Genomic DNA, 20,600 nt, shown 5'->3' on the forward strand with positions numbered 1-20,600 from the left:
CTCATCGCTGGCAAGCCGGCTCCCACAGGGACAGCGCATGGCTTCTTGTGGGAGCCGGCTTGCCGGCGATAGGGCCGAACAATCAGGCCAGATGCAGGTGATTGTCCCAGAACCCGGACGGCAGGTTCATCGGTTGCCCGATCAGCTCTGCCTTGCGGCAGTCATAGAAGCGGCAACGCCCCTGCCCGGAGGTCACGACGAAACCATCCTGCACCGCCCCCACCCCGGCGCAATCGGGCATCGGCGCATCGAGCTTCACCGCGCCGCTGTCCAGGTCCCAGATGAACAACCGGTTGGCCCGTGGCGCGGTCAGCGCCACCAGGCGCAGGTCGCTGTGGATGGCGACACTGGCGGTGTACTGGGCCATCGACTGCAGCTGCCGCTCGGGCACCGGGAAGGCCTTGAACGGCTCGCCGGGGCGTTTGATCGCCAGCAGCTCGGCAGTCTCTTCCGAGCCGCCCATGAACTGCTGGCAGGCCGCGATGGTGCCGTCGTCGCCGACCGCCAGGTGGCGCACGCTGTTCATCTGCTGGGCCAGGGTTTCCTTGCTCAGCAGGGTGCCGTCGCGCTGCATCAGCACCAGGCTCGGCTGCATGGCGTCGAGGTTCATCTCTACCCGGCTTTCGGCCTCGGTGCGGATACCGCCGTTGGCCACCACCAGCGTCTCGCCGTCGGGCAGCCAGGCCAGTTCGTGGGGGCCGATGCCGTGGGTCGAGAGCTCGCCGGTGTGCACCAGGCGCTCACCTTCGAAGCGGTACACACCCAGCACGCCACGGCCAGGATCGGTGGTGTCGTTCTCGGTGGTGTACAGCCATTCGCCGCCCTTGTGGATCACCGCATGGCCGTAGAAATGGCGGTGCGGCTGCGAGGTGACGGTTTGCAGCAGGCGCCCGTCGCGCAGGTCGATCAGGTAGCTTTCGGTGCCGGGCCGGCGGGCGACGAACAGGGCGATAGGCAGTTCAGGGTGGTTGATGATCGCGTGGCAACGCTGGGCCACCTGGGTGCTGAACACCTGGGTGCCGTCCAGGCGGAAGCCGACGGCGTAGTGCTTGCCGTCGCCATCGTCGCGCGCCGAGAGCAGCAAGGGCTCGCTGCCTTTGTTGCGCAGCAGGCTCCAGCCGCCCAGGGTCAGGGCGCTGAGCAGTACGCTACCGAGTTTGATCGCCTGGCGTCGCAGCATGATCAGTCACCGTCGTTGGCGTTGAAGCCCAGCTGAATGTTGAGCGCCTTGGCCAGGTCCCCTTCATGCAGGCGATGGAGGACGTTCAGGCTGTCGTAGATCTGGTTCAGCGCCTGCTGCCCGGCTTCGTCGGCCAGCAACTCGCCGAGGGTCTTCTGGTTGTCGGCCAGCAGCTTGAGGGTGGCTGCGTAGGCGTCGTCGATCTTCTGTGCCAGGGCCGCCTGGTCTTTGCCCAGCAGGCCGCGCAGGCCTTGGTTGTCGACCCCGACCCAGACGGTCTGGGCGGCCTTGAGCGAAGCTTCCAGGCTCTTGAGCGAGGAATGGCTGCGCCAGGCTTCGGCCTGCAGCGGTTGCGGGATGCCCTTGCTCTGGCGGCCCATTGGCGCCCCGAGTTTCTTCTTCAGGGTGTCCAGGCCGGTGACCTGGGCGCGCAGCAGGTCGGCGATCGCTTCGTGGGAGTCGGCATAGCGCTGGTTGGGGAACTTGGTCATCTGCGACAGCATGCCGTCGGTGCTGTTCCAGGTTTTGAGGATGTCCTCGGCCAGCACCTTCTGGTGTTCGCCGATCGCCACCAGCAGCGGGCAGTAGCGCGCCTTCTGTTCGGCCGTGGCCATGTCCGGCTTGCTGTCGAACAGGATGTACTCGTAGGCGGACAGGCCGCGCACCACGACGCTGGCCTTGCTCAGTGCCTCGGCATCGACTGGCTTGTCGCCATTGACCAGTTGCTCGACCTGGCGGCCCACCAGGTTCTTCTTGTCTGGCCAGAACTGCACCTGCCAGGCGCGGTTGCCTTCGGCCAGCGGGCCGACCAGCAGCGGTTGCAGTTCGGCCCAGGCTTTCTGCGCGTTGAGGAAGTCGGCGCGGGCGCTGTCCAGCGAGGTCTTGCCTTCGCAGTAGGCCAGGGCGCTGGCGGCCAGCACGCGGTCGGCCTCGACCCAGCGGCTGTAGGTCGGCAGGATCACCTGCTTGGCGATGGCGGCGGAGGTCACGGCTTGCGGGTCCTGCGGCGAGCAGGCGCCGAGGGCGAGTGCGGCGAGGCTGGTGAACAACAGTTTGGGTCGGAACATGCCCGGCTCCTTAGCGCGTTTTAAAGTGAATTCAGGAAGGCCAGCAGCGCGGCGCGCTGCTCGGCATTGAACGTCAGTACCTGGTCGCGCGCCGCCTGGGCTTCGCCGCCGTGCCAGAGCACGGCTTCGAGCAGGTCGCGGGCACGGCCATCGTGGAGGAAGCGGGCGTCGCTGCTGACGGTCTGGCTCAGGCCGATACCCCACAGGGGCGGGGTGCGCCAGTCCTGGCCGTTGGCGGCGAACTCGGTGCGCTCGTCGCTCAGGCCCGGGCCCATGTCGTGCAGCAGCAGGTCGCTGTAAGGGCGTATCACCTGGTTGGCCAGCTCGGGCTCGGCGGCATCGGCGGCGGTGGTGAACTGCGGGGTGTGGCAGCTTTGGCAACCGGCCTGGTAGAACAGGTTCTTGCCGGCCAGTACCTGCGGGGCCGCGACGTCGCGGCGGGCCGGCACGCCCAGGTTGCGGGTGTAGAAGGTGACCAGGCGCAGGAGGTTGTCGCTGACCTCTTTTTCGCCATCGGCACCATCGCCATTGGGCGCGGCCAGGCAGTCGACCTGGGCCGGGGTACAGTCGTCCTTGGGCAGCAGCGTGCTGGTCAGGCCCATGTCACCGGCGAAGGCATGCACGTTCTGCTGGTTGACGTTGGGTTGCCCGGCCTTCCAGCCGAAGCGGCCGACCACCGTCTTGCCCTGGGCGTCGTCCCAGACCCGGTTGGCACGGCCACGGATGCCGTCGTGGTTGCGGTCATCCGGGTCTTCGTTGGCCAGGATGTCGGCTTCGGCGATGGCTTCGAGCAGGCCGAGGCCGATCATCGGTGGGGCGATGCGGGCCGAGAAGCGGGTATCGGGATGCATCGGGCCGTAGCCGAGCTGGGTGATCTGCAGGGTGGGGCGGCGCAACTCGACCTGGTGGCCGTCCTTGAAGGTGACGGTCTGGCTGTCGTAGCTCACCCGTACCTTGCCCTCCGGCGTCACGCCGGGCACGGCCATGTCCTGCAGCTGGGTGCCATACACCGGCTCAGGCACCACGCCCAGGCGTTCGATAACCCGGGCGTAGTAGGGCTGATCGGGGATCGACAGGCGTACCAGCATCGACACCGCGTTGCTATCGCCGGGCTCCGGCGGGTGGCCGCGGCCGTCACGCACGTGGCAGTTCTGGCAGGCGTTGGTGTTGAACAGTGGGCCCAGGCCATCACGGGCGGTGGTGGTGGACGGGGCGATCACCCAGGGGCTGCGAAAGAAGCTGTTGCCCACGGCGAAGTCCAGGCGCCGCTCGGGGCTGAGGTTGGCCGAGGGCAGGGAGAAGGCGTTGCGGTCACTGCGCTGCACCGTTGCCTGGCCGCCGGAGAGGGCTTCACCGGGCTCGGCCTGGGTGAAACGCGGGGCGTCGTCACAGGCGGCAAGGGTGAAGGCCAGCAGCAGGGGGCTTAGGCGGAGCAAGGACATCGACAATCCTGGGCGTGGGCGAAAAACCGGCGTGCAAGCTTATCAGGCCGGCTGTTTTTGAATAAGAGCAATTTGCAATTGCTGGATGAAATAGCGGACATGTCGTGCACCCTGTGGGAGCGGGTTTACCCGCGAACACCGGCATAGCCGGTGCCAGGTACCGAGTCGCCTGATTCGCGGGTAATCCCGCTCCCACAGGGATTTGTGTGGGTGAAACATGTAAAAAAAGGCGACCCGAAGGCCGCCTCTTTGCATCAACCGTCAACGCGTCGATCAGAACTCGTGATCAGCGGTGTCCGGGTTCAGGTTGTCGATGCCCAGCTTGCCTGCGGCCTGCTCGATCGCGCCGGTCTGCTTGACCAGCGACGCGATGGCGTCACGCACGATCTGGTTGCCGGCAGCGTTGTCGGCAGCGATCAACTGGTCGTAGTGCTCGCCTTTGAGCGCGTGGTCGACGATCACCTGCAGCTTGGCTTCGGTGGCTTCCAGGTCGGCCTTGAGGGTGGCGTCGGCGGCCGGGTCGGCCTTGGCCACCAGCGACGACAGGCTCGGGCCGCTCAGCTTGGTGCCGTCGGTGCGGGTGTACTCGCCCAGGTAGACGTTGCGGATGCCCTTGGCGTCATAGAAGTGCGAGTAGTGGGTGTTGTCGCTGAAGCAGTCCTGCTCGTCTTCCGGCGAGTTGGCTTCCAGCGAGACCTTCATGCGCTCGCCGGCCAGTTCGCCCAGGGACAGGCTGCCCATGCCGAACAGCATCTTGCGCAGGCCGTCGTTGACCGGCTCTGCTTCCAGGGTGGCGCGGTAGTTGTCGGCAACGTTCGGTGCCCAGTTGCCGACCATCTCTTCGAGGTCCTTGACCAGCAGCTGGGTGACCGATTTCAGGTAGGCGCGGCGGCGGTCGTTGTGGCCACCGGTGGCGCCTTTGCCTTCCAGGTAGTCCGACGCCGGGCGGTTGCCCGCGCCAGGGCCGGTGCCGTTGAGGTCCTGGCCCCAGAGCAGGAATTCGATGGCGTGGTAGCCGGTGGCGACGTTGGCTTCGGAGCCGCCCAGCTCGTTCAGGCTGGCCAGCTTCTCGGGGGTGATGTCCTTGACGTCGACCTTGTCTTCGCCAACCTGGATTTCGGTGTTGGCGATGATGTTGGCGCCGGCGGCCGGGTTGCCCAGGGCGTGCTCGTAGCTCTTGTCGACATAGTCGATCAGGCCTTCGTCCAGGGGCCAGGCGTTCACCTGGCCTTCCCAGTCGTCGATGATGGTGTTGCCGAAGCGGAACGCCTCGCTCTGCAGGTACGGTACGCGGGCGGCGGCCCAGGCTTCTTTCGCGGCCTTCAGGGTCTGGTCGTTGGGGCTGGCGAGGAACGCGTCCACTGCGGTTTGCAGCTGCTTGGCGGTGCTCAGCGAGTCGCTGTACACGGCGTAGACCATCTCGGTGTAATGCTTGACCACGGCCTTGCCGGCAGCTTCGTCGACCGCGCCCGGTGCGGCGGCGGTGGTGCTGGCGGCGGCAGGTGCCTGGGCTTGCGGCGCGGCGGCCTTGTCGTTCTTGCCTTCGCCGCAACCGGCGAGGGCGATGGCGATGGCGAGCAGACTGGCGGAGGCCAGAGGCATACGAATCATTATTGGTTTCCTGCGTCGTGTGGTTGGACCGTGCGGCGTGGCACGCGAAACCGCAACATCATGCGAAAGATTTGCATTTGCTGTAAAGGGGCGGGCGCGCATTTCATGCAAACGCCCGTTTGCGGTGCATCGGTATGTGTGGCGGGGGTTACAGCACCGAGACCTGGTTGCGCTGCGCCTGCTTGAGGAACGCGGTGAGCTCGCGCGACGACAGCGGCTTGCTGTAGTGGTAGCCCTGACCTTCGTGGCAGCCCTGGGCGATGATGTAGCTCTCCTGCTCGGCGGTTTCCACGCCTTCGGCGATGACCTGCATCCCCAGGCTCTTGCCCAGCTGGATGATGGCCCGGACGATGGTGGCGTCGTCGTCGTCGTCGAGCAGGTCCTGGACGAAGCTCTTGTCGATCTTGATCTTGTCCAGCGGCAGCGACTTCAGGTAGCTGAGCGAGGAATAGCCGGTGCCGAAGTCGTCGATGGCGATCAGCGCGCCGGAGCGGCGCAGGCTGAGCAGGTGCTGGGCGGCGGTGCTGATGTCTTCCATCAGGCCGGTCTCGGTGACCTCCAGCTCCAGGCTGCGCGGTGGCAGGCGGTAGGCCTGCAGCAGGTTGTTGACCACCCGCGGCAGCTCGTTATGGTGCAGTTGCACGGTGGACAGGTTGACCGCCATGCGCAGTTCGCTGAAGCCCAGGTCGTGCCACTCGCGCAGCTGGCGGCAGGCCTGGTCGAGGACCCATTCGCCAATGGTGATGATGTTGCCGTTCTGTTCGGCCAGCGGGATGAACTGGTCCGGCGGCACCATACCCAGCTCCGGGTGCTGCCAGCGCAGCAGTGCCTCGACGCCGACCACGCGGTGGTCGCGGTAGCTGATCTGCGGTTGGTAAACCAGGTACAACTGGTTGCGCGGCAGGGCTTCGCGCAGGTCTTTTTCCAGTTCGCGGCGCCGGCGCATCTCGCTGTCGACGCTGGCGATGTAGAACTGGTAGCGGTTGCGCGAGCGGGCCTTGGCCAGGGTCATGGTCTGTTCGGCTTTTTGCAGCAGCTTCTCGGTGCTGTCGCCGTCCTCGGGGAACAGAGTGATGCCGATGGTGGCGCGCAGGCGGATCTGCTGGTGATCGAGGTCGAACGGCGCTTCGAGGTCGTCGAGGATGCTCTGGGCCAGTTCGGCGGCTTCGTAGGGTTGTTCGATATTGGCCTGCACCAGGGCGAACTGGTCGCCCCCCAGGCGGGCCAGGGCGCCCAGGCGGCCGCTGTGGGCGCGCAGGCGGTCGGCCAGGGCCAGCAGCAACTGGTCGCCAACCTGGTAGCTGAACTGCTCGTTGATGCCCTTGAAGTCGTCCAGGCCCACGCACAGCACGGCCACGCGCCGTTGCAGGCGGCCGCCGTCGTCGAGGATCTTGTCCAGCTGCTGCTGCAACTGCTGGCGGTTGGGCAGGCCGGTGAGGAAGTCGTACTGGGCCATGCGTTGCAGGCTGTTCTCGGCTTCGTGGCGCAGGTGGGTGTTGCGCTCGATGGACGCCAGCAATTGGTTGGCGGTATTGACCCAGATGCCCAGTTCGTTCTTCTCGTGGCCCTTGAGCAACGGAATCTGGTGCTGGCTGGGGCGGTCGGGGTTGATCTGGGTGAGGTGCTCGATGATCTTCGACAGCGGCTTGGTCAGCAGCCAGTGATACACCAGGTACAGCACCAGACCCATGGCCAGGGCGCGCAATACCCCGGAAATGAAGATGATCACGGCGTTGATCAAAAAGCCTTCGCCGTAGCTGGAGGTGTCGAGGGTGATGCTCAGGTCGCCGTAGTATTCGCTGTACGGGCCGCGGCCGACCAGTTGCGTGGTGTAGGTGCGCTCCTGGCCAAGGATCGGGTCGGTCAGCCAGCGCATGGACATGTCCTGCAGCGGCCTGGATTTTTCCGCGAGCATGGTTTCGTTGGGGTGGCCGATGGAGGCCATGCGCACCGATTCGTCCTGGAACAGGCCTTCCATCACCTGCATGCCCATTTCCCGGTCGAGGCTGTACACCGCCTGGGTGGAAGGGTCGCGGAACATGTCGAGAATGCGCTGGGCGTCACTGTTCACGGCCTGGCGGGTCTTGTAGACGTCATAGACGATCTGCGCGCAGCTGAGCACGACGCCGACCGCCAACGCCGAGAGCAGCACAACCCTGAGCAACTTCACCGACAAGCTGTTGCGAAATTCCAGCTTCAAAGGGGTTTCCTTAATCCATGCGCATGCCATTATTTTGCCATCAATCCTGGCAATAAGACTATCGACCGATTGCCCGCCCATCGACGGAATTGCCCTTGGCTCTATATCGGTTGAACGGCCATGCGACTTGAGTGTGCTGCATCAACTTTCCAGAAAATTGATGTTAGCGCGCTCTGCGTGCTGAGCAAGAGCACAAAGGCAGACAACGCGCGAAAAAAAGGCGAAAAAAAACCCGGCGGCTGCCGGGTTTTTTTAATGCCTGGCTGATCAGGCGGTGAAGACCTTGCCTTCGAACTGCTCGGCAACGAACTTCCAGTTGACCAGGTTCCAGAACGCCTCGACGTACTTCGGACGCAGGTTGCGGTAGTCGATGTAGTAGGCGTGTTCCCAGACGTCGCAGGTCAGCAGCGGGGTGTCGCCGCTGGTCAGCGGGCAGCCGGCGCCGATGGTGCTGGCCAGGGCCAGGGAACCGTCAGCCTTCTTCACCAGCCAGCCCCAGCCGGAACCGAAGGTGCCGACCGAAGTCTTGGTGAACTCTTCCTTGAACTTGTCGAAGGAACCGAAAGCGGCGGTGATGGCATCAGCCAGGGCGCCGGTCGGCTGGCCGCCGCCGTTTGGCGACAGGCATTCCCAGTAGAAGGAGTGGTTCCAGATCTGAGCGGCGTTGTTGAAGATGCCACCCGAAGAGGTCTTGACGATCTCTTCCAGGGTCTTGCCTTCGAATTCGGTGCCTGGGACCAGGTTGTTCAGGTTCACGACATAGGTGTTGTGGTGCTTGTCGTGGTGAAACTCCAGGGTTTCCTTGGAGATGTGCGGCTGCAGGGCATCGTGGGCGTACGGCAGCGGCGGCAATTCAAAAGCCATGGTGGATCTCCTGATTCAGGTCTGTTCGCGGTTTGCGCAAGGCCGATCACGGGCGGCCCGGTGAGCGTCGGCGAGTTTGTACTCTTTGCGACGCAAGGGCTGGATCATAGCACCCGGTCTTGCGCATAACCACGCAACAACTATAGGGAATAGAGGTTCCAGAGCGGTTGGCGCGGCTGACCGGCGGGCTGTGGGGTCATTGTCGATGTGTACACGTGGGAGCGGGTTTACCCGCGAATGCGATGTTGCATCAACCGCCGCATTCGCGGGTAAACCCGCTCCCACACTGTGTATCGTCAGTTGAAAACCAGCTGAGCGGCCACCGCGAACATCATCACCGCCACCATTAGGTCCAGCATCCGCCAGGTCGCCGGCCGTTCCAGCCATGGCGCCAGCCACGCAGCGCCCACCGCCAGGGTGGTGAACCACAGCAGCGACGCGCTGGCGGCACCGGCCACGTAGGCGCCAGGCACGGTCTGCTGGGCGCCGAGCGAGCCGATCAGCAGCACCGTATCCAGGTAGACGTGCGGGTTGAGCAAGGTCACCGCCAGCGCGCTGAGCAGCACCGCACGGCGCGAGCGCACGCCCTGGCCCTCCCGATGCTGCAGGCTTTGCTTGGAGCAGGCGCTGCGCAAAGCCTTGGCGCCGTACCAGATCAAAAACACCGCGCCGCCCCAGCGGGCCACTGCCAGCAGCGTCGGGTTATGCGCCAGCACCGTGGCCAGGCCGAACACCCCGGCGGCCACCAGCAGCGCATCGCAGACGATGCACAGCGCCGCCACCGGCAGGTGATGTTCGCGACGCAGGCTCTGGGCCAGGACGAAGGCGTTCTGCGCGCCGATGGCCATGATCAGGCCGAAGGCCACCAGCATGCCGTTCAGATAGCTTTGCCACATAGCGCCAACACTCCACTGACACCGGCGCAGAGGCCGGTGTTGATTGCCAAGAAAGATGTGGCCATTGTGGCGCCCTCGGCTGTATAAGAAAAACAAATAGAGCTGATCACTCATTAGAGAAATCGATGTTCGACTACAAGCTGCTCGCCGCCCTCGCCGCGGTGATCGAACAAGCGGGCTTCGAGCGCGCCGCCCAAGTGCTGGGGCTGTCGCAATCGGCCATCTCCCAGCGCATCAAGCTGCTCGAGGCCAGGGTCGGCCAGCCGGTGCTGGTACGGGCCACGCCGCCCAGCCCCACCGAGGTCGGCCGCCAGTTGCTCAACCATGTGCAGCAGGTGCGCCTGCTGGAGCGCGACCTGCAACGCCAGGTACCGGCGTTGGACGAGGAGGGCATGCCTGAGCGCCTGCGCATCGCGCTCAATGCCGACAGCCTGGCGACCTGGTGGGCGGGGGCTGTGGGGGCGTTCTGTGCCGAGCAGCAGGTGCTGCTGGACCTGGTGGTGGAAGACCAGGATGTCGGCCTCAAGCGCATGCGCGCCGGTGAAGTGGCGGCCTGCCTGTGCGGCAGCGAGCGGCCGGTGGCCGGGGCGCGGAGCATGCCGCTGGGGGCGATGCGCTACCGGGCGCTGGCCAGCCCCGCGTTCATGGCGCGTTACTTCCCCAACGGCTTCGAGGTGGCACGGCTGGCGCGCACGCCGGCGGTGGTGTTCGGCCCGGACGATTTCCTGCAGCATCGCTACCTGGCATCGCTGGGTATCCAGGACGGTTTCCTGCACCACCTGTGCCCCTCGTCCGAAGGTTTCCTGCGCATGACCGAGGCGGGCCTGGGCTGGGGGCTGGTGCCGGAGCGCCAGGTGGCCGAGCAGTTGAGCCGTGGCGAACTGGTGGAAATCTGCAGCGATACCCCCATCGACGTGCCGCTGTACTGGCATCATTGGCGCAACGGCGGACAACTGCTCGCCCAGCTGACCGAGCACCTGCGCCATTCGGCGCGGGACTGGCTGGTGCCCTTGTAGGCCTGGCCGGCGTCTGCTGCATCTGAAATCTGGCAAGGCGGAGTGTTACATGCGAATTCTGGTCACCGGCGCGAGCGGCTTCATCGGCGGGCGCTTTGCGCGCTTTGCCCTGGAGCAGGGCCTTGAGGTACGGGTCAATGGCCGGCGGGCGGAGGGTGTGGAACACCTGGTCAAGCGCGGCGCGCAGTTCATCCCCGGCGACCTGGGTGACGCCGAATTGGCCCGGCGGCTGTGCCAGGGCGTCGATGCGGTGGTGCACTGCGCCGGAGCGGTGGGCAACTGGGGGCGTTACCAGGACTTCTACCAGGGCAACGTGGTGCTCACCGAGAACGTGGTCGAAGGTTGCATCAAGGAACATGTGCGGCGCCTGGTGCACCTGTCGTCGCCGTCGATCTACTTCAATGGCCGTTCCCAGCGTGATATCCGCGAAGAGCAGGTGCCAAGGCGCTTTCACGACCACTACGGATTGACCAAGCACCTGGCCGAGCAGAAGGTGTTTGGTGCCCAGGAATTCGGCCTGGAGGTACTGGCCCTGCGGCCTCGCTTCGTCACCGGGGCTGGCGATGCCAGTATTTTCCCGCGGCTGATGCGCATGCAGCGCAAGGGGCGTGTGGCGATCATCGGCAACGGTCTGAACAAGGTCGATTTCACCAGCGTGCACAACCTCAACGAAGCGTTGCTCAGCGCGCTGTTCGCCGAGGCACCGGCGCTGGGGCAGGCCTATAACATCAGCAACGGCCAGCCATTGCCGTTGTGGGATGTGGTGAATTACGTCATGCGTCAGATGCAGCTGCCGCAGGTCACCCGCTATCGCAGTTTCGGCCTGGCCTACAGCCTGGCGGCGGTCAACGAGGCCGCCTGCCTGCTCTGGCCAGGGCGCCCGCAGCCGACCCTGACGCGTACCGCGATGCAGGTGATGAGCAAGGACTTCACCCTCGACATCAGCCGTGCCCGCCAGTACCTGGACTACCGCCCGAGGACCGACACCTGGGCCGCGCTGGATGAATTCTGTCATTGGTGGAAAGCGCAACCAGGCAACCAGTGAACCTGCTGCCGGGATGATGGTCTGCAGTGCGCCGCCTTGGCGGTTTATACTCATGCCTCTTTGCTACCACAGTGGTTGAATGCACCCATGCGTAACGACGCCCACGACGATTTCGACGACGTGCCCGCCCTGCGCGCCGGCACCCAGGATGACGATGAGCTGTTGCCCGCCCATGTCGCGCGCAGCCGCCAGAAGGCCGCGCAGCCGCGCAGCAATGGCCCGCTATGGGCGTTGCTGGGCGCCTCGTTCATTGGCCTGGCCGGGCTGGGCTGGTGGAGTTTTCAGCAGATCTCGCTGTTGGAGCAGCAACTGGTAGCCACCCAGGAAAGCTTTGCCCGTATCAGTGAAGAAGCGGCCGGGCGCCTGCAGGCGATCAGCGGCAAGGTCGACGCCAGCGAGTCGACCAGTTCGACCGGCAGCGAAGCGTTGAAACTGCAGATCCGCCAGTTGCAGGCCAACCTGGCCGAGCAGGGCAAGCAGCAGCAGGGCGTTGCCGGCCAGGCAGGCGACCTGGGCAAGCGTCTGGAACAGGTACTGGCGGATACCCGTGAGCAGCAGAAAGCCGTGACCGAGCTGCAGGGGCAACTGCAAGCGCAATTGAAGGCCGTGAATACGGAACTGGCGGCGTTGAAGTCGGGCCAGCTCGACGGTGGCAAGCTCGATGGTCAGCTGAAGAGCCTGAGCAGCGAGGTGGAGGCCCTGAAGAAGCGCAACCCGAGCGCGGCGATCGAGAGCCTGGAACAGGATGTGCTGGTGCTCAAGAGCCAGGCTGACAACCGTTCGGCGCAATCGGCCGGGGGCGCCTCGGTGCAAGAGTTCGATGCGTTCCGCGGGCAGACCACCCGCAGCATCAATACGCTGCAGAGTCAGATCCAGAACCTGCAGCAGCAGATCAACGCACGTCCCTGATACCTGCGCAGTCGGGCGCTTGCCCGAAGCATGAAAAAAGGCGCACGAAGGCGCCTTTTTTCATGACCACGGTGTTCAGCTCATGGCTTTGATAGCAAGCCAGAACAGGCCGGCGGACAGGCCCACCGTCGCCGGCAGGGTCAGTACCCAGGCCAGCAGGATGGTCTTCACGGTGCCGCCTTGCAGGCCGCTCTTGTTGGCGACCATGGTACCGGCCACGCCTGACGACAGTACGTGGGTGGTCGACACCGGCAGGCTGAAGATGTTGGCCATGCCGATGGCGCAGGCGGCGGTGATCTGTGCCGACATGCCCTGGGCATAGGTCATGCCCTGCTTGCCGATCTTCTCGCCGACGGTCAGTACCACGCGCTTCCAGCCGACCATGGTACCCAGGCCCAGGGCCAGGGCGACGGCGACGATCACCCAGAACGGCGCGTACTCGGTGGTGGCGGTGAGGTCTTTGCGCAGCTTCTCGAGGTCGGCCTTTTCGCGCGGCTCGAGGCCTGGCAGCTTGCCGACCTTCTTCGCCGTGTCGTCCAGGCACAGCAGGTAGCGGCGTACTTCAACACGCTTTTCGGCGCTCAGGGCGCGGTAGTCGGTCACACCTTGCAACGACGATTGCAGCGCGGCGATGGTCGGTTCGGTCTGCTGCGGGTTGCAGCTGAACTGCTCCGGCAGGTCGGCCGACTTGGCCTTGCCCAAGGCCAGGTACTCGCCCAGCGTCGCTGCATTGCGCTCGTAGAACTGGCTCAAGTGCATGGTGGCGTCGCGGGTGCGTTCGATCTGGTAGGTGGTGCTGTTCAGGTCGAGCACGAACTTGGCCGGAACGATACCGATCAGTACCAGCATGATCAGGCCGATGCCTTTCTGGCCGTCGTTGGAGCCGTGCACGAAGCTCACGCCCATGGCCGAGATCACCAGCACCAGGCGGTTCCAGAACGGCGGGTGTTTCTTGTCGTCGAGCTTGCGGCGCTGATCCGGGGTCTTGTGCATCTTCGACAGCGGGCGCCACCATTTCAGGCCCAGCAGCACCAGTGCGGCAACGGCGAAGCCGGCCATGGGCGAAAGCACCAGCGACATGCCGATATCGATCGCTTTCTGCCAGTTGACGCCATCGCCCAGCGGGATATCGCTGATCAGCGCATTGGCCAGGCCCACGCCGAGGATCGAACCGATCAGGGTGTGCGAACTGGACGCGGGGATGCCGAAGTACCAGGTGCCAAGGTTCCAGGTGATGGCCGCGGCCAGCAACGAGAAGACCATGGCCAGGCCGTGGCCGGTGTTCACGTTGATCAGCAGCTCCACCGGCAACAGGTGGACGATGGCATAGGCCACGCCGACGCCGCCGAGCAGCACCCCGAGGAAGTTGAACACCCCGGAGAAGAATACGGCCAGGTGCGGTGGCATGGCTTTGGTATAGATGACAGTGGCTACCGCGTTGGCGGTGTCATGAAAGCCATTGATGAACTCGAAGGCGAGAACGAAGGTCAGAGCGAGCATCAGGCTCACGACGACCCAGGCATCCAGTCCGCTGAATAAATCGATCATGAAGGTTGTCTGGCGGTCTTTAGGGGGGCGGGATTATGCCAGAAAACCCTGCAAATCGATGCACCTGCCACAGATCGATGACGGATGACCGCACGTTCAGGGGCGTGGTCGTTTGCGGGTTGCTAGCCGCGAACAGGCAGGAAAAATTAGCAAAATTCCCTAAAAATCAACGATTTGAGTTGAAGTCGTTGCGTGGGAATTCGCTCAAACAGTCGTATGAAATTTGTGAAAATCCATTTCACCCACGGTGTTTCGGTAAAGATGCCGCCGCGCCGACGGTCGCTGACTGATGGCGCGGTGATGTCGCTCAGCTGCGTTCGTCGTCGCTGTGCAGATCCTTCTCCATCTTTTCCAGCTCCTGGGCGAACGCCTGGTCGCGAATGCTTGCGCGCTTGCGCCAGGGTTTACGTTCCGGGTCGGGTTGTGCGGCATAGGTGGTGACTTCGCCACCGTATACATCCTTGTAACGTTCAGCCTGTCGCTCGAGTTCCGCGCGCAGTTCTTCTTTCGTCACAGTCATACCTGAAGAGTTTGAAGTTTGGCATTGGCACAGACCTGCACATTGGATGTGCCGGCGTAAGCGGCCAACGCGAGATGTCCGTCGCAGCGATGCCGAGGGTGGCAAGTTCAAGGCACGCTGAAAGTGCCGTTGTTCAACAGCGGGCAAGCCAAACCGGGGCGGTGGCTTGAAGGTCATCAAGCGACGAAAGTTAGCTGATGGATCCACTTTAATGGCAGACAATCAACAGTAGCGATTATAGCAACAGCCCGAACGAAGGCCATCGTTCTTTTCCGCCTGCTGACAATGCCCTGCAAGTTGTTATCGTCAGCACCCTGTGAGTCTGTGGGCAGCCACTATAAGTTCAATCCGCCAGGTTTAAAGTTCAGCTCAGGGTGGTTGAAATAAAAACGGCCTCGCGGGTGGGCGAGGCCGTTGCCTGGGACTTCTACGGTGGGTACCTGACCAGTCTCTCCAAAGAAGCCACATGTGGCAGGGGAAAGGTATAAGCAAAAGTGTCAGCGGTCAATTGCGATTATCGGCCGTTCGTTCGATAATCGCACGAACCAGCGTTTTTATGAGGTAGCTCCATGAGCGATGAAACCAGCGGCCCGGTGGCCAACGACCCCGCGCGCAGTACCACGCCGGCCATGGCCCCGCCGATCGTGGCGTCGGCGGCCAAGCGCATCCAGGCTTTCACCGGTGACCCGGACTTCATGACCTCTCTGGCCCGTGGCCTGGCGGTGATCCAGGCGTTCCAGGAGCGCAAGCGCCACCTCACCATCGCCCAGATCAGCCACCGCACTGAGATCCCCCGGGCTGCCGTGCGCCGTTGCCTGCACACCCTGATGAAGCTCGGCTACGCGACGACCGACGGTCGTACCTATTCACTGCTGCCCAAGGTGCTCACCCTCGGCCACGCCTATTTGTCCTCGACGCCGCTGGCGGTTTCGGCGCAGCCCTACCTGGACCGCATCAGCGACCAGCTGCACGAAGCGGCCAACATGGCCACGCTCGAAGGCGACGACATTCTTTACATCGCACGCTCGGCCACCGTCGAGCGGCTGATTTCGGTCGACCTCTCGGTTGGCGGGCGCCTGCCGGCCTATTGCACGTCGATGGGGCGCATTCTCCTGGCCGCGCTGGACGATGCCAGCCTGCACGAGTATCTGGACCGCGCCGACCTCAAGGCCCGCACCAGCCGTACCCTGCACGATGCGCAGTCGCTGTTCGCCTGTATCCAGCAGGTGCGCGAGCAGGGCTGGTGCGTGGTCGACCAGGAGCTGGAGCAAGGCCTGCGCTCGATTGCCGTGCCTATCTATGACGCCTCCGGCCAGGTGCTGGCGGCGCTGAACGTCAGTACCCATGTCGGGCGGGTCAGCCGCAGTGAGCTGGAGCAACGCTTCCTGCCGATCTTGCTGGCGGCCAGCCGGGATCTTTGCCATCAGCTGTTTGGCTGATTGCGCAGTCATCCGTGGGAGTGGCGCAACGCCGCTCCCACAACAAGCCTTGCGAATGCACCAGAATCGAACAGTACGAAAGTTTCCTGTGCGATAAACGCACAATGTCGTCTTCGACGAATTGCGCAGGCCCGGCCCGCTGATTAATGTCTGTCGCACAAGTCGGCTGTGCCGACCTGACAATAACAACAGGCCAAAAGGGCTCCTTCGATGAATACGCATCTTTTGCTGTCGCGGCCGCACCCGCGCACGCTACCGCTCAACTCCGGCTGAACCCAGTCCGCTGTTTCCCTGCGAAACTTATCGTTCCTGCGCTTTGCTGTACGCAGTAGCCTGCCTGCGCCTATCTTCCGGATAACAACAATGAACAAACCGCAATCAACCGTCGGCAACTGCCTCGACGTTCAGTCGTTCATCAACGACCAGCCACTGTCCCGGTATCAATGGCGCGTGGTGATTCTGTGCTTCTTGATTGTCTTCCTCGACGGCCTGGACACTGCCGCGATGGGCTTCATTGCCCCTGCACTGTCCCAGGAGTGGGGGATCGATCGCGCCAGCCTCGGCCCGGTCATGAGTGCCGCGCTGATCGGCATGGTGTTCGGTGCACTGGGCTCCGGGCCGCTGGCCGACCGTTTCGGGCGCAAGGGCGTGCTGGTAGGCGCGGTGCTGGTATTCGGTGGCTTCAGCCTGGCCTCTGCCTACGCAACCAACGTCGACCAGTTGCTGGTGCTGCGTTTCCTCACCGGCCTGGGCCTGGGCGCAGGCATGCCCAATGCCACGACGCTGCTCTCCGAGTACACCCCCGAGCGCCTCAAGTCGTTGTTGGTGACCAGCATGTTCTGCGGCTTCAACTTGGGCATGGCCGGCGGTGGCTTCATCTCCGCCAAGCTGATCCCGGCCTACGGCTGGCACAGCCTGCTGGTGATCGGTGGCGTGCTGCCGCTGTTGTTGGCCGTGGTGCTGTTGGTCTGGCTGCCGGAGTCGGCGCGGTTCCTGGTCGTGCGCAACCGTGGTACCGACAAAGTGCGCAAGACCCTGGCGCCGATCGCCCCCCAGGTGGTTGCCCAGGCGGCGAGCTTCAGTGTGCCGGAGCAGAAGGCGGTGGCAGCACGTAACGTGTTCGCGGTGATCTTCTCCGGCACTTACGGCCTGGGCACCGTGCTGCTGTGGCTGACCTATTTCATGGGCCTGGTGATCGTCTACCTGCTGACCAGTTGGCTGCCGACGCTGATGCGCGACAGCGGCGCGAGCATGGAGCAGGCCGCGTTCATCGGCGCGCTGTTCCAGTTCGGTGGCGTGCTCAGCGCGGTGGGCGTAGGTTGGGCCATGGACCGTTTCAACCCGCACAAGGTGATCGGCATCTTCTACCTGCTGGCCGGCGTGTTCGCCTACGCGGTGGGGCAGAGCCTGGGCAACATCACTCTGCTGGCGACCCTGGTGCTGGTGGCGGGCATGTGCGTCAACGGTGCGCAGTCGGCCATGCCGTCGCTGGCGGCGCGCTTCTACCCCACCCAAGGGCGTGCCACCGGCGTGTCGTGGATGCTCGGCATCGGCCGTTTCGGCGCGATCCTCGGCGCCTGGAGCGGGGCGACCTTGCTGGGGCTGGGCTGGAACTTCGAGCAGGTGCTCACTGCACTGCTGGTGCCGGCGGCGTTGGCGACCGTGGGGGTGGTGGTCAAGGGGCTGGTGAGCCACGCCGACGCGACCTGAGGGACTTCTGGTGCAGCCTTTTCGCCGGCAAGCCCTGCGCAGTGGCGGAGGGCGCCGCCTGTGGGAGCGGCTTTAGCCGCGAAGCAAGCGACGCGGTGAATGGCACCGGCTTTGCCGGTGTTCGCGGCTGAAGCCGCTCCTACAGGGATCCTGCCGATTTGAGGCATATGGATAGCAGGATAACAAATGGTTCGATAATCGCACAAAAGTGCGATTATCGGATTGTAACCGCCCCGCCAGTCTCCTTAATCTGGGCCCATCGCAGCGACGCATGGGCCCGCTGCTCACCGACCCGGCTCGTCCTGACCAGGAGTCTCCAATGGCAGCAATCCTCTCGCTTCACGATGCCGTGAAGCAGTTCATCCAGGATGGCGACAGCGTCGCCCTCGAAGGCTTCACCCACCTGATCCCGACCGCCGCCGGTCACGAGATCATCCGCCAGGGCAAGCGCGACCTGACCCTGGTGCGCATGACCCCGGACCTGATCTACGACCAGCTGATCGGTGCCGGCTGCGCGCGCAAGCTGATCTTCTCCTGGGGCGGCAACCCCGGGGTGGGTTCGCTGCACCGCCTGCGCGATGCGGTGGAAAAGCAGTGGCCGCATGCCATCGAGATCGAAGAGCACAGCCACGCCGACCTGGCCAACGCCTATGTCGCTGGCGCTTCCGGCCTGCCGTTCGCGGTGCTGCGCGCCTACGCCGGCTCCGACCTGCCCAAGGTCAACCCGTTGATCAAGAGTGTCACTTGCCCGTTCACCGGCGAAGTGCTCGCCGCCGTGCCGTCGGTACGCCCGGACGTCACCGTGATCCACGCGCAAAAGGCCGACCGCAAGGGCAACGTGCTGCTGTGGGGCATCCTGGGCGTGCAGAAGGAAGCGGCCCTGGCGGCCAAGCGCTGCATCGTCACCGTCGAAGAGATCGTCGATGACCTCAACGCACCGATGAACGCCTGCGTGTTGCCGACCTGGGCCTTGAGCGCGGTGTGCCTGGTGCCGGGCGGCGCCCATCCGTCCTACGCCCACGGTTACTACGAACGCGACAACCGCTTCTACCAGGCCTGGGACCCGATTGCCCGCAACCGTGAAACCTTCAGCGCCTGGATCGACACCTACATCCGTGGCACCACCGACTTCACTGAATTCAAGGCCAAGCTGGCCAGCACCGCGGAGGCCGCGCAATGAGCTACTCCACTTCCGAAATGATGACCGTCGCCGCCGCCCGTCGCCTGCGCAACGGTGCTGTCTGCTTCGTCGGCATCGGCCTGCCGTCCAAGGCCGCCAACCTGGCGCGCCTGACCTCGTCGCCCGACGTGGTGCTGATCTACGAGTCCGGCCCGATCGGTGCCAAGCCCAGCGTGCTGCCACTGTCGATCGGTGACGGTGAACTGGCGGAAACCGCCGACACCGTGGTGCCGACCGGCGAAATCTTCCGCTACTGGCTGCAGGGCGGGCGCATCGACGTGGGCTTCCTCGGCGCCGCCCAGGTCGACCGCTTCGGCAACATCAACACCACCGTGGTGGGTGACTACCACGCGCCGAAAACCCGCCTGCCGGGTGCTGGTGGTGCGCCGGAGATCGCCGGTTCCGCCAAGCAGGTGCTGATCATCCTCAAACAGTCGCCGCGGGCGTTCGTCGACAAGCTCGACTTCATCACCTCGGTCGGCCACGGCGAAGGCGGCGACTCGCGCAAGCGCCTGGGCCTGCCGGGCGAAGGGCCGGTCGGCATCATCACCGACCTGTGCATCATGGAGCCGGAAGCCGGTACTCATGAATTTGTCGTGACCTCGATTCACCCGGGCGTGACCCGCGAGCAGATCATCAACGCCACCGGCTGGGCGATCCGTTTTGCCGACAACGCCCAGGAAACTGCGGCGCCGAGCGAGGTCGAGCTGACCGCGCTGCGCGAGCTCGAAGCCCGCACCTCCGCCGCCCATGGGCAAGTGGCAGGAGAAGCCTGATGCGTGAGGTATTCATCTGTGACGCCATCCGCACCCCCATCGGCCGTTTTGGCGGCGCCCTGGCCGGCGTGCGCGCCGATGACCTGGCGGCGGTGCCGCTCAAGGCGCTGATCGAGCGTAACCCGAGCGTGCAGTGGGACCAGCTCGACGAAGTGTTCTTCGGCTGTGCCAACCAGGCCGGTGAAGACAACCGCAACGTCGCACGCATGGCCCTGTTGCTGGCCGGCTTGCCACAGAGTGTGCCGGGCGTGACCCTCAACCGCTTGTGCGCTTCCGGCATGGATGCCATCGGCACCGCCTTCCGCGCCATCGCCAGCGGCGAGATGGAGCTGGCCATCGCCGGCGGTGTCGAGTCGATGTCGCGTGCGCCGTTCGTCATGGGCAAGGCCGAGAGCGGTTACTCGCGCAACATGAAACTGGAAGACACCACCATCGGCTGGCGCTTCATCAATCCGCTGATGAAAGCCCAGTACGGCGTCGATGCCATGCCCGAGACGGCCGACAACGTCGCCGACGATTATCAGGTTTCACGCGCCGACCAAGACGCCTTCGCCCTGCGCAGCCAGCAGAAGGCGGGTGCTGCACAGGCCGCCGGCTTCTTCGCCGAAGAGATCGTGCCGGTGCGCATTGCCCATAAAAAGGGCGAGACCCTGGTCGAGCATGACGAGCACCTGCGCCCGGACACCACGCTCGAAGCGCTGACCCGGCTCAAGCCGGTCAATGGCCCGGACAAGACCGTCACCGCCGGCAATGCCTCGGGCGTCAACGACGGTGCCGCTGCGCTGATCCTCGCCTCGGCCGAAGCCGTGAAGAAACACGGCCTGACTCCACGTGCCCGGGTGCTGGGCATGGCCAGCGCCGGTGTGGCGCCACGGGTGATGGGCATCGGCCCGGTGCCGGCGGTGCGCAAGCTGACCGAGCGCTTGGGAGTGGCCGTGGCCGACTTCGACGTCATCGAGCTCAACGAAGCCTTCGCCAGCCAGGGCCTGGCGGTGCTGCGCGAACTGGGTGTGGCGGATGATGCGCCGCAGGTGAACCCCAATGGCGGCGCCATCGCCCTCGGCCACCCGCTGGGCATGAGTGGCGCGCGGCTGGTGCTGACGGCCTTGCACCAGTTGGAGAAGACTGGCGGGCGTAAAGGCCTGGCGACCATGTGTGTGGGTGTTGGTCAGGGGTTGGCGCTGGCCATCGAGCGGG

At 64.6% G+C, this 20,600-nt stretch carries 17 protein-coding genes; 8 read left to right on the forward strand and 9 right to left on the reverse strand.

From position 1 onward, the window contains the following. Nucleotides 1-82: 82 nt before the first annotated feature. The 7 genes from ACQ4N9_RS23960 to ACQ4N9_RS23990 all read right to left on the reverse strand — a co-directional run bounded on the left by ACQ4N9_RS23960 (nt 83) and on the right by ACQ4N9_RS23990 (nt 9,260). Nucleotides 83-1,180 (reverse strand): DUF1513 domain-containing protein, encoded by a 1,098-nt coding sequence (locus tag ACQ4N9_RS23960; protein ID WP_322359443.1) that lies wholly within the window; start codon nt 1,178-1,180, stop codon nt 83-85. A 2-nt stretch (nt 1,181-1,182) separates the two neighbouring features. Further along, the gene (locus ACQ4N9_RS23965; RefSeq protein ID WP_347151834.1) at nt 1,183-2,247 is read right to left on the reverse strand and encodes an imelysin family protein; all 1,065 of its coding nucleotides are present in this window, start codon (nt 2,245-2,247) and stop codon (nt 1,183-1,185) included. A 20-nt stretch (nt 2,248-2,267) separates the two neighbouring features. Beyond that, nucleotides 2,268-3,695: a di-heme oxidoredictase family protein gene (locus ACQ4N9_RS23970; protein WP_390967124.1), complete on the reverse strand. Its 1,428-nt coding sequence runs from the start codon at nt 3,693-3,695 to the stop codon at nt 2,268-2,270. Nucleotides 3,696-3,962: 267 nt separating this feature from the next. After that, complete coding sequence (locus ACQ4N9_RS23975; RefSeq protein ID WP_258645057.1) at nt 3,963-5,300, reverse strand: imelysin family protein; 1,338 nt, start codon at nt 5,298-5,300, stop codon at nt 3,963-3,965. 148 nt (nt 5,301-5,448) lie between these two features. Beyond that, on the reverse strand, nt 5,449-7,500 hold the full coding sequence (locus ACQ4N9_RS23980; RefSeq protein ID WP_125462751.1) for a putative bifunctional diguanylate cyclase/phosphodiesterase: 2,052 nt from the start codon (nt 7,498-7,500) through the stop codon (nt 5,449-5,451). Between the two features lie 267 nt (nt 7,501-7,767). Next, entirely contained in the window at nt 7,768-8,364 is a 597-nt protein-coding gene (locus ACQ4N9_RS23985) for a superoxide dismutase (protein ID WP_125857558.1), read from the reverse strand. 296 nt (nt 8,365-8,660) lie between these two features. Then, the gene (locus ACQ4N9_RS23990; RefSeq protein ID WP_430933879.1) at nt 8,661-9,260 is read right to left on the reverse strand and encodes a LysE/ArgO family amino acid transporter; all 600 of its coding nucleotides are present in this window, start codon (nt 9,258-9,260) and stop codon (nt 8,661-8,663) included. Between the two features lie 125 nt (nt 9,261-9,385). Between ACQ4N9_RS23990 and ACQ4N9_RS23995 the strand changes: the two genes are divergently transcribed. The 3 genes from ACQ4N9_RS23995 (at nt 9,386) to ACQ4N9_RS24005 (ending at nt 12,230) form a co-directional block, all read left to right on the forward strand. Further along, a complete protein-coding gene (locus ACQ4N9_RS23995; RefSeq protein ID WP_125462755.1) occupies nt 9,386-10,276 on the forward strand; it encodes a LysR family transcriptional regulator ArgP in 891 nt (296 codons plus the stop codon). Nucleotides 10,277-10,325: 49 nt separating this feature from the next. After that, nucleotides 10,326-11,321: an NAD-dependent epimerase/dehydratase family protein gene (locus ACQ4N9_RS24000; RefSeq protein WP_390967126.1), complete on the forward strand. Its 996-nt coding sequence runs from the start codon at nt 10,326-10,328 to the stop codon at nt 11,319-11,321. Nucleotides 11,322-11,408: 87 nt separating this feature from the next. Beyond that, nucleotides 11,409-12,230: an ATPase gene (locus ACQ4N9_RS24005; protein ID WP_390967127.1), complete on the forward strand. Its 822-nt coding sequence runs from the start codon at nt 11,409-11,411 to the stop codon at nt 12,228-12,230. A gap of 75 nt (nt 12,231-12,305) precedes the next feature. Here the strand turns inward: ACQ4N9_RS24005 and ACQ4N9_RS24010 are convergent, their stop codons facing one another. Together ACQ4N9_RS24010 and ACQ4N9_RS24015 are read right to left on the reverse strand one after the other, a co-directional pair. After that, a complete protein-coding gene (locus ACQ4N9_RS24010) occupies nt 12,306-13,778 on the reverse strand; it encodes an inorganic phosphate transporter (protein ID WP_110993725.1) in 1,473 nt (490 codons plus the stop codon). Between the two features lie 307 nt (nt 13,779-14,085). After that, nucleotides 14,086-14,292 (reverse strand): hypothetical protein, encoded by a 207-nt coding sequence (locus tag ACQ4N9_RS24015; protein ID WP_390967128.1) that lies wholly within the window; start codon nt 14,290-14,292, stop codon nt 14,086-14,088. 575 nt (nt 14,293-14,867) lie between these two features. On the opposite strand from ACQ4N9_RS24015, the gene pcaR reads away from it, so the two are divergent. From pcaR to pcaF, 5 genes are all read left to right on the forward strand, one after another. Further along, the gene (gene pcaR / locus ACQ4N9_RS24020; protein ID WP_125857563.1) at nt 14,868-15,737 is read left to right on the forward strand and encodes a pca regulon transcriptional regulator PcaR; all 870 of its coding nucleotides are present in this window, start codon (nt 14,868-14,870) and stop codon (nt 15,735-15,737) included. Nucleotides 15,738-16,100: 363 nt separating this feature from the next. Next, the gene (locus ACQ4N9_RS24025) at nt 16,101-17,447 is read left to right on the forward strand and encodes an MFS transporter (RefSeq protein ID WP_110993728.1); all 1,347 of its coding nucleotides are present in this window, start codon (nt 16,101-16,103) and stop codon (nt 17,445-17,447) included. A 319-nt stretch (nt 17,448-17,766) separates the two neighbouring features. Continuing rightward, nucleotides 17,767-18,627, forward strand: a complete 861-nt coding sequence (locus ACQ4N9_RS24030) for a CoA transferase subunit A (protein WP_125462761.1) — start codon at nt 17,767-17,769, stop codon at nt 18,625-18,627. After that, nucleotides 18,624-19,403, forward strand: coding sequence for a CoA-transferase subunit beta (locus tag ACQ4N9_RS24035; RefSeq protein ID WP_390967129.1), 780 nt, complete (start codon nt 18,624-18,626; stop codon nt 19,401-19,403). The genes ACQ4N9_RS24030 and ACQ4N9_RS24035 overlap by 4 nt, the downstream gene beginning before the upstream one ends. Further along, nucleotides 19,400-20,600 (forward strand): 3-oxoadipyl-CoA thiolase (gene pcaF, locus ACQ4N9_RS24040; RefSeq protein WP_430933884.1); only part of this gene is annotated, 1,201 nt, incomplete at its 3' end. The genes ACQ4N9_RS24035 and pcaF, both read left to right, overlap by 4 nt.

It is taken from the genome of Pseudomonas sp. ES1, from assembly GCF_050586605.1.
Taxonomy (GTDB): domain Bacteria; phylum Pseudomonadota; class Gammaproteobacteria; order Pseudomonadales; family Pseudomonadaceae; genus Aquipseudomonas; species Aquipseudomonas sichuanensis.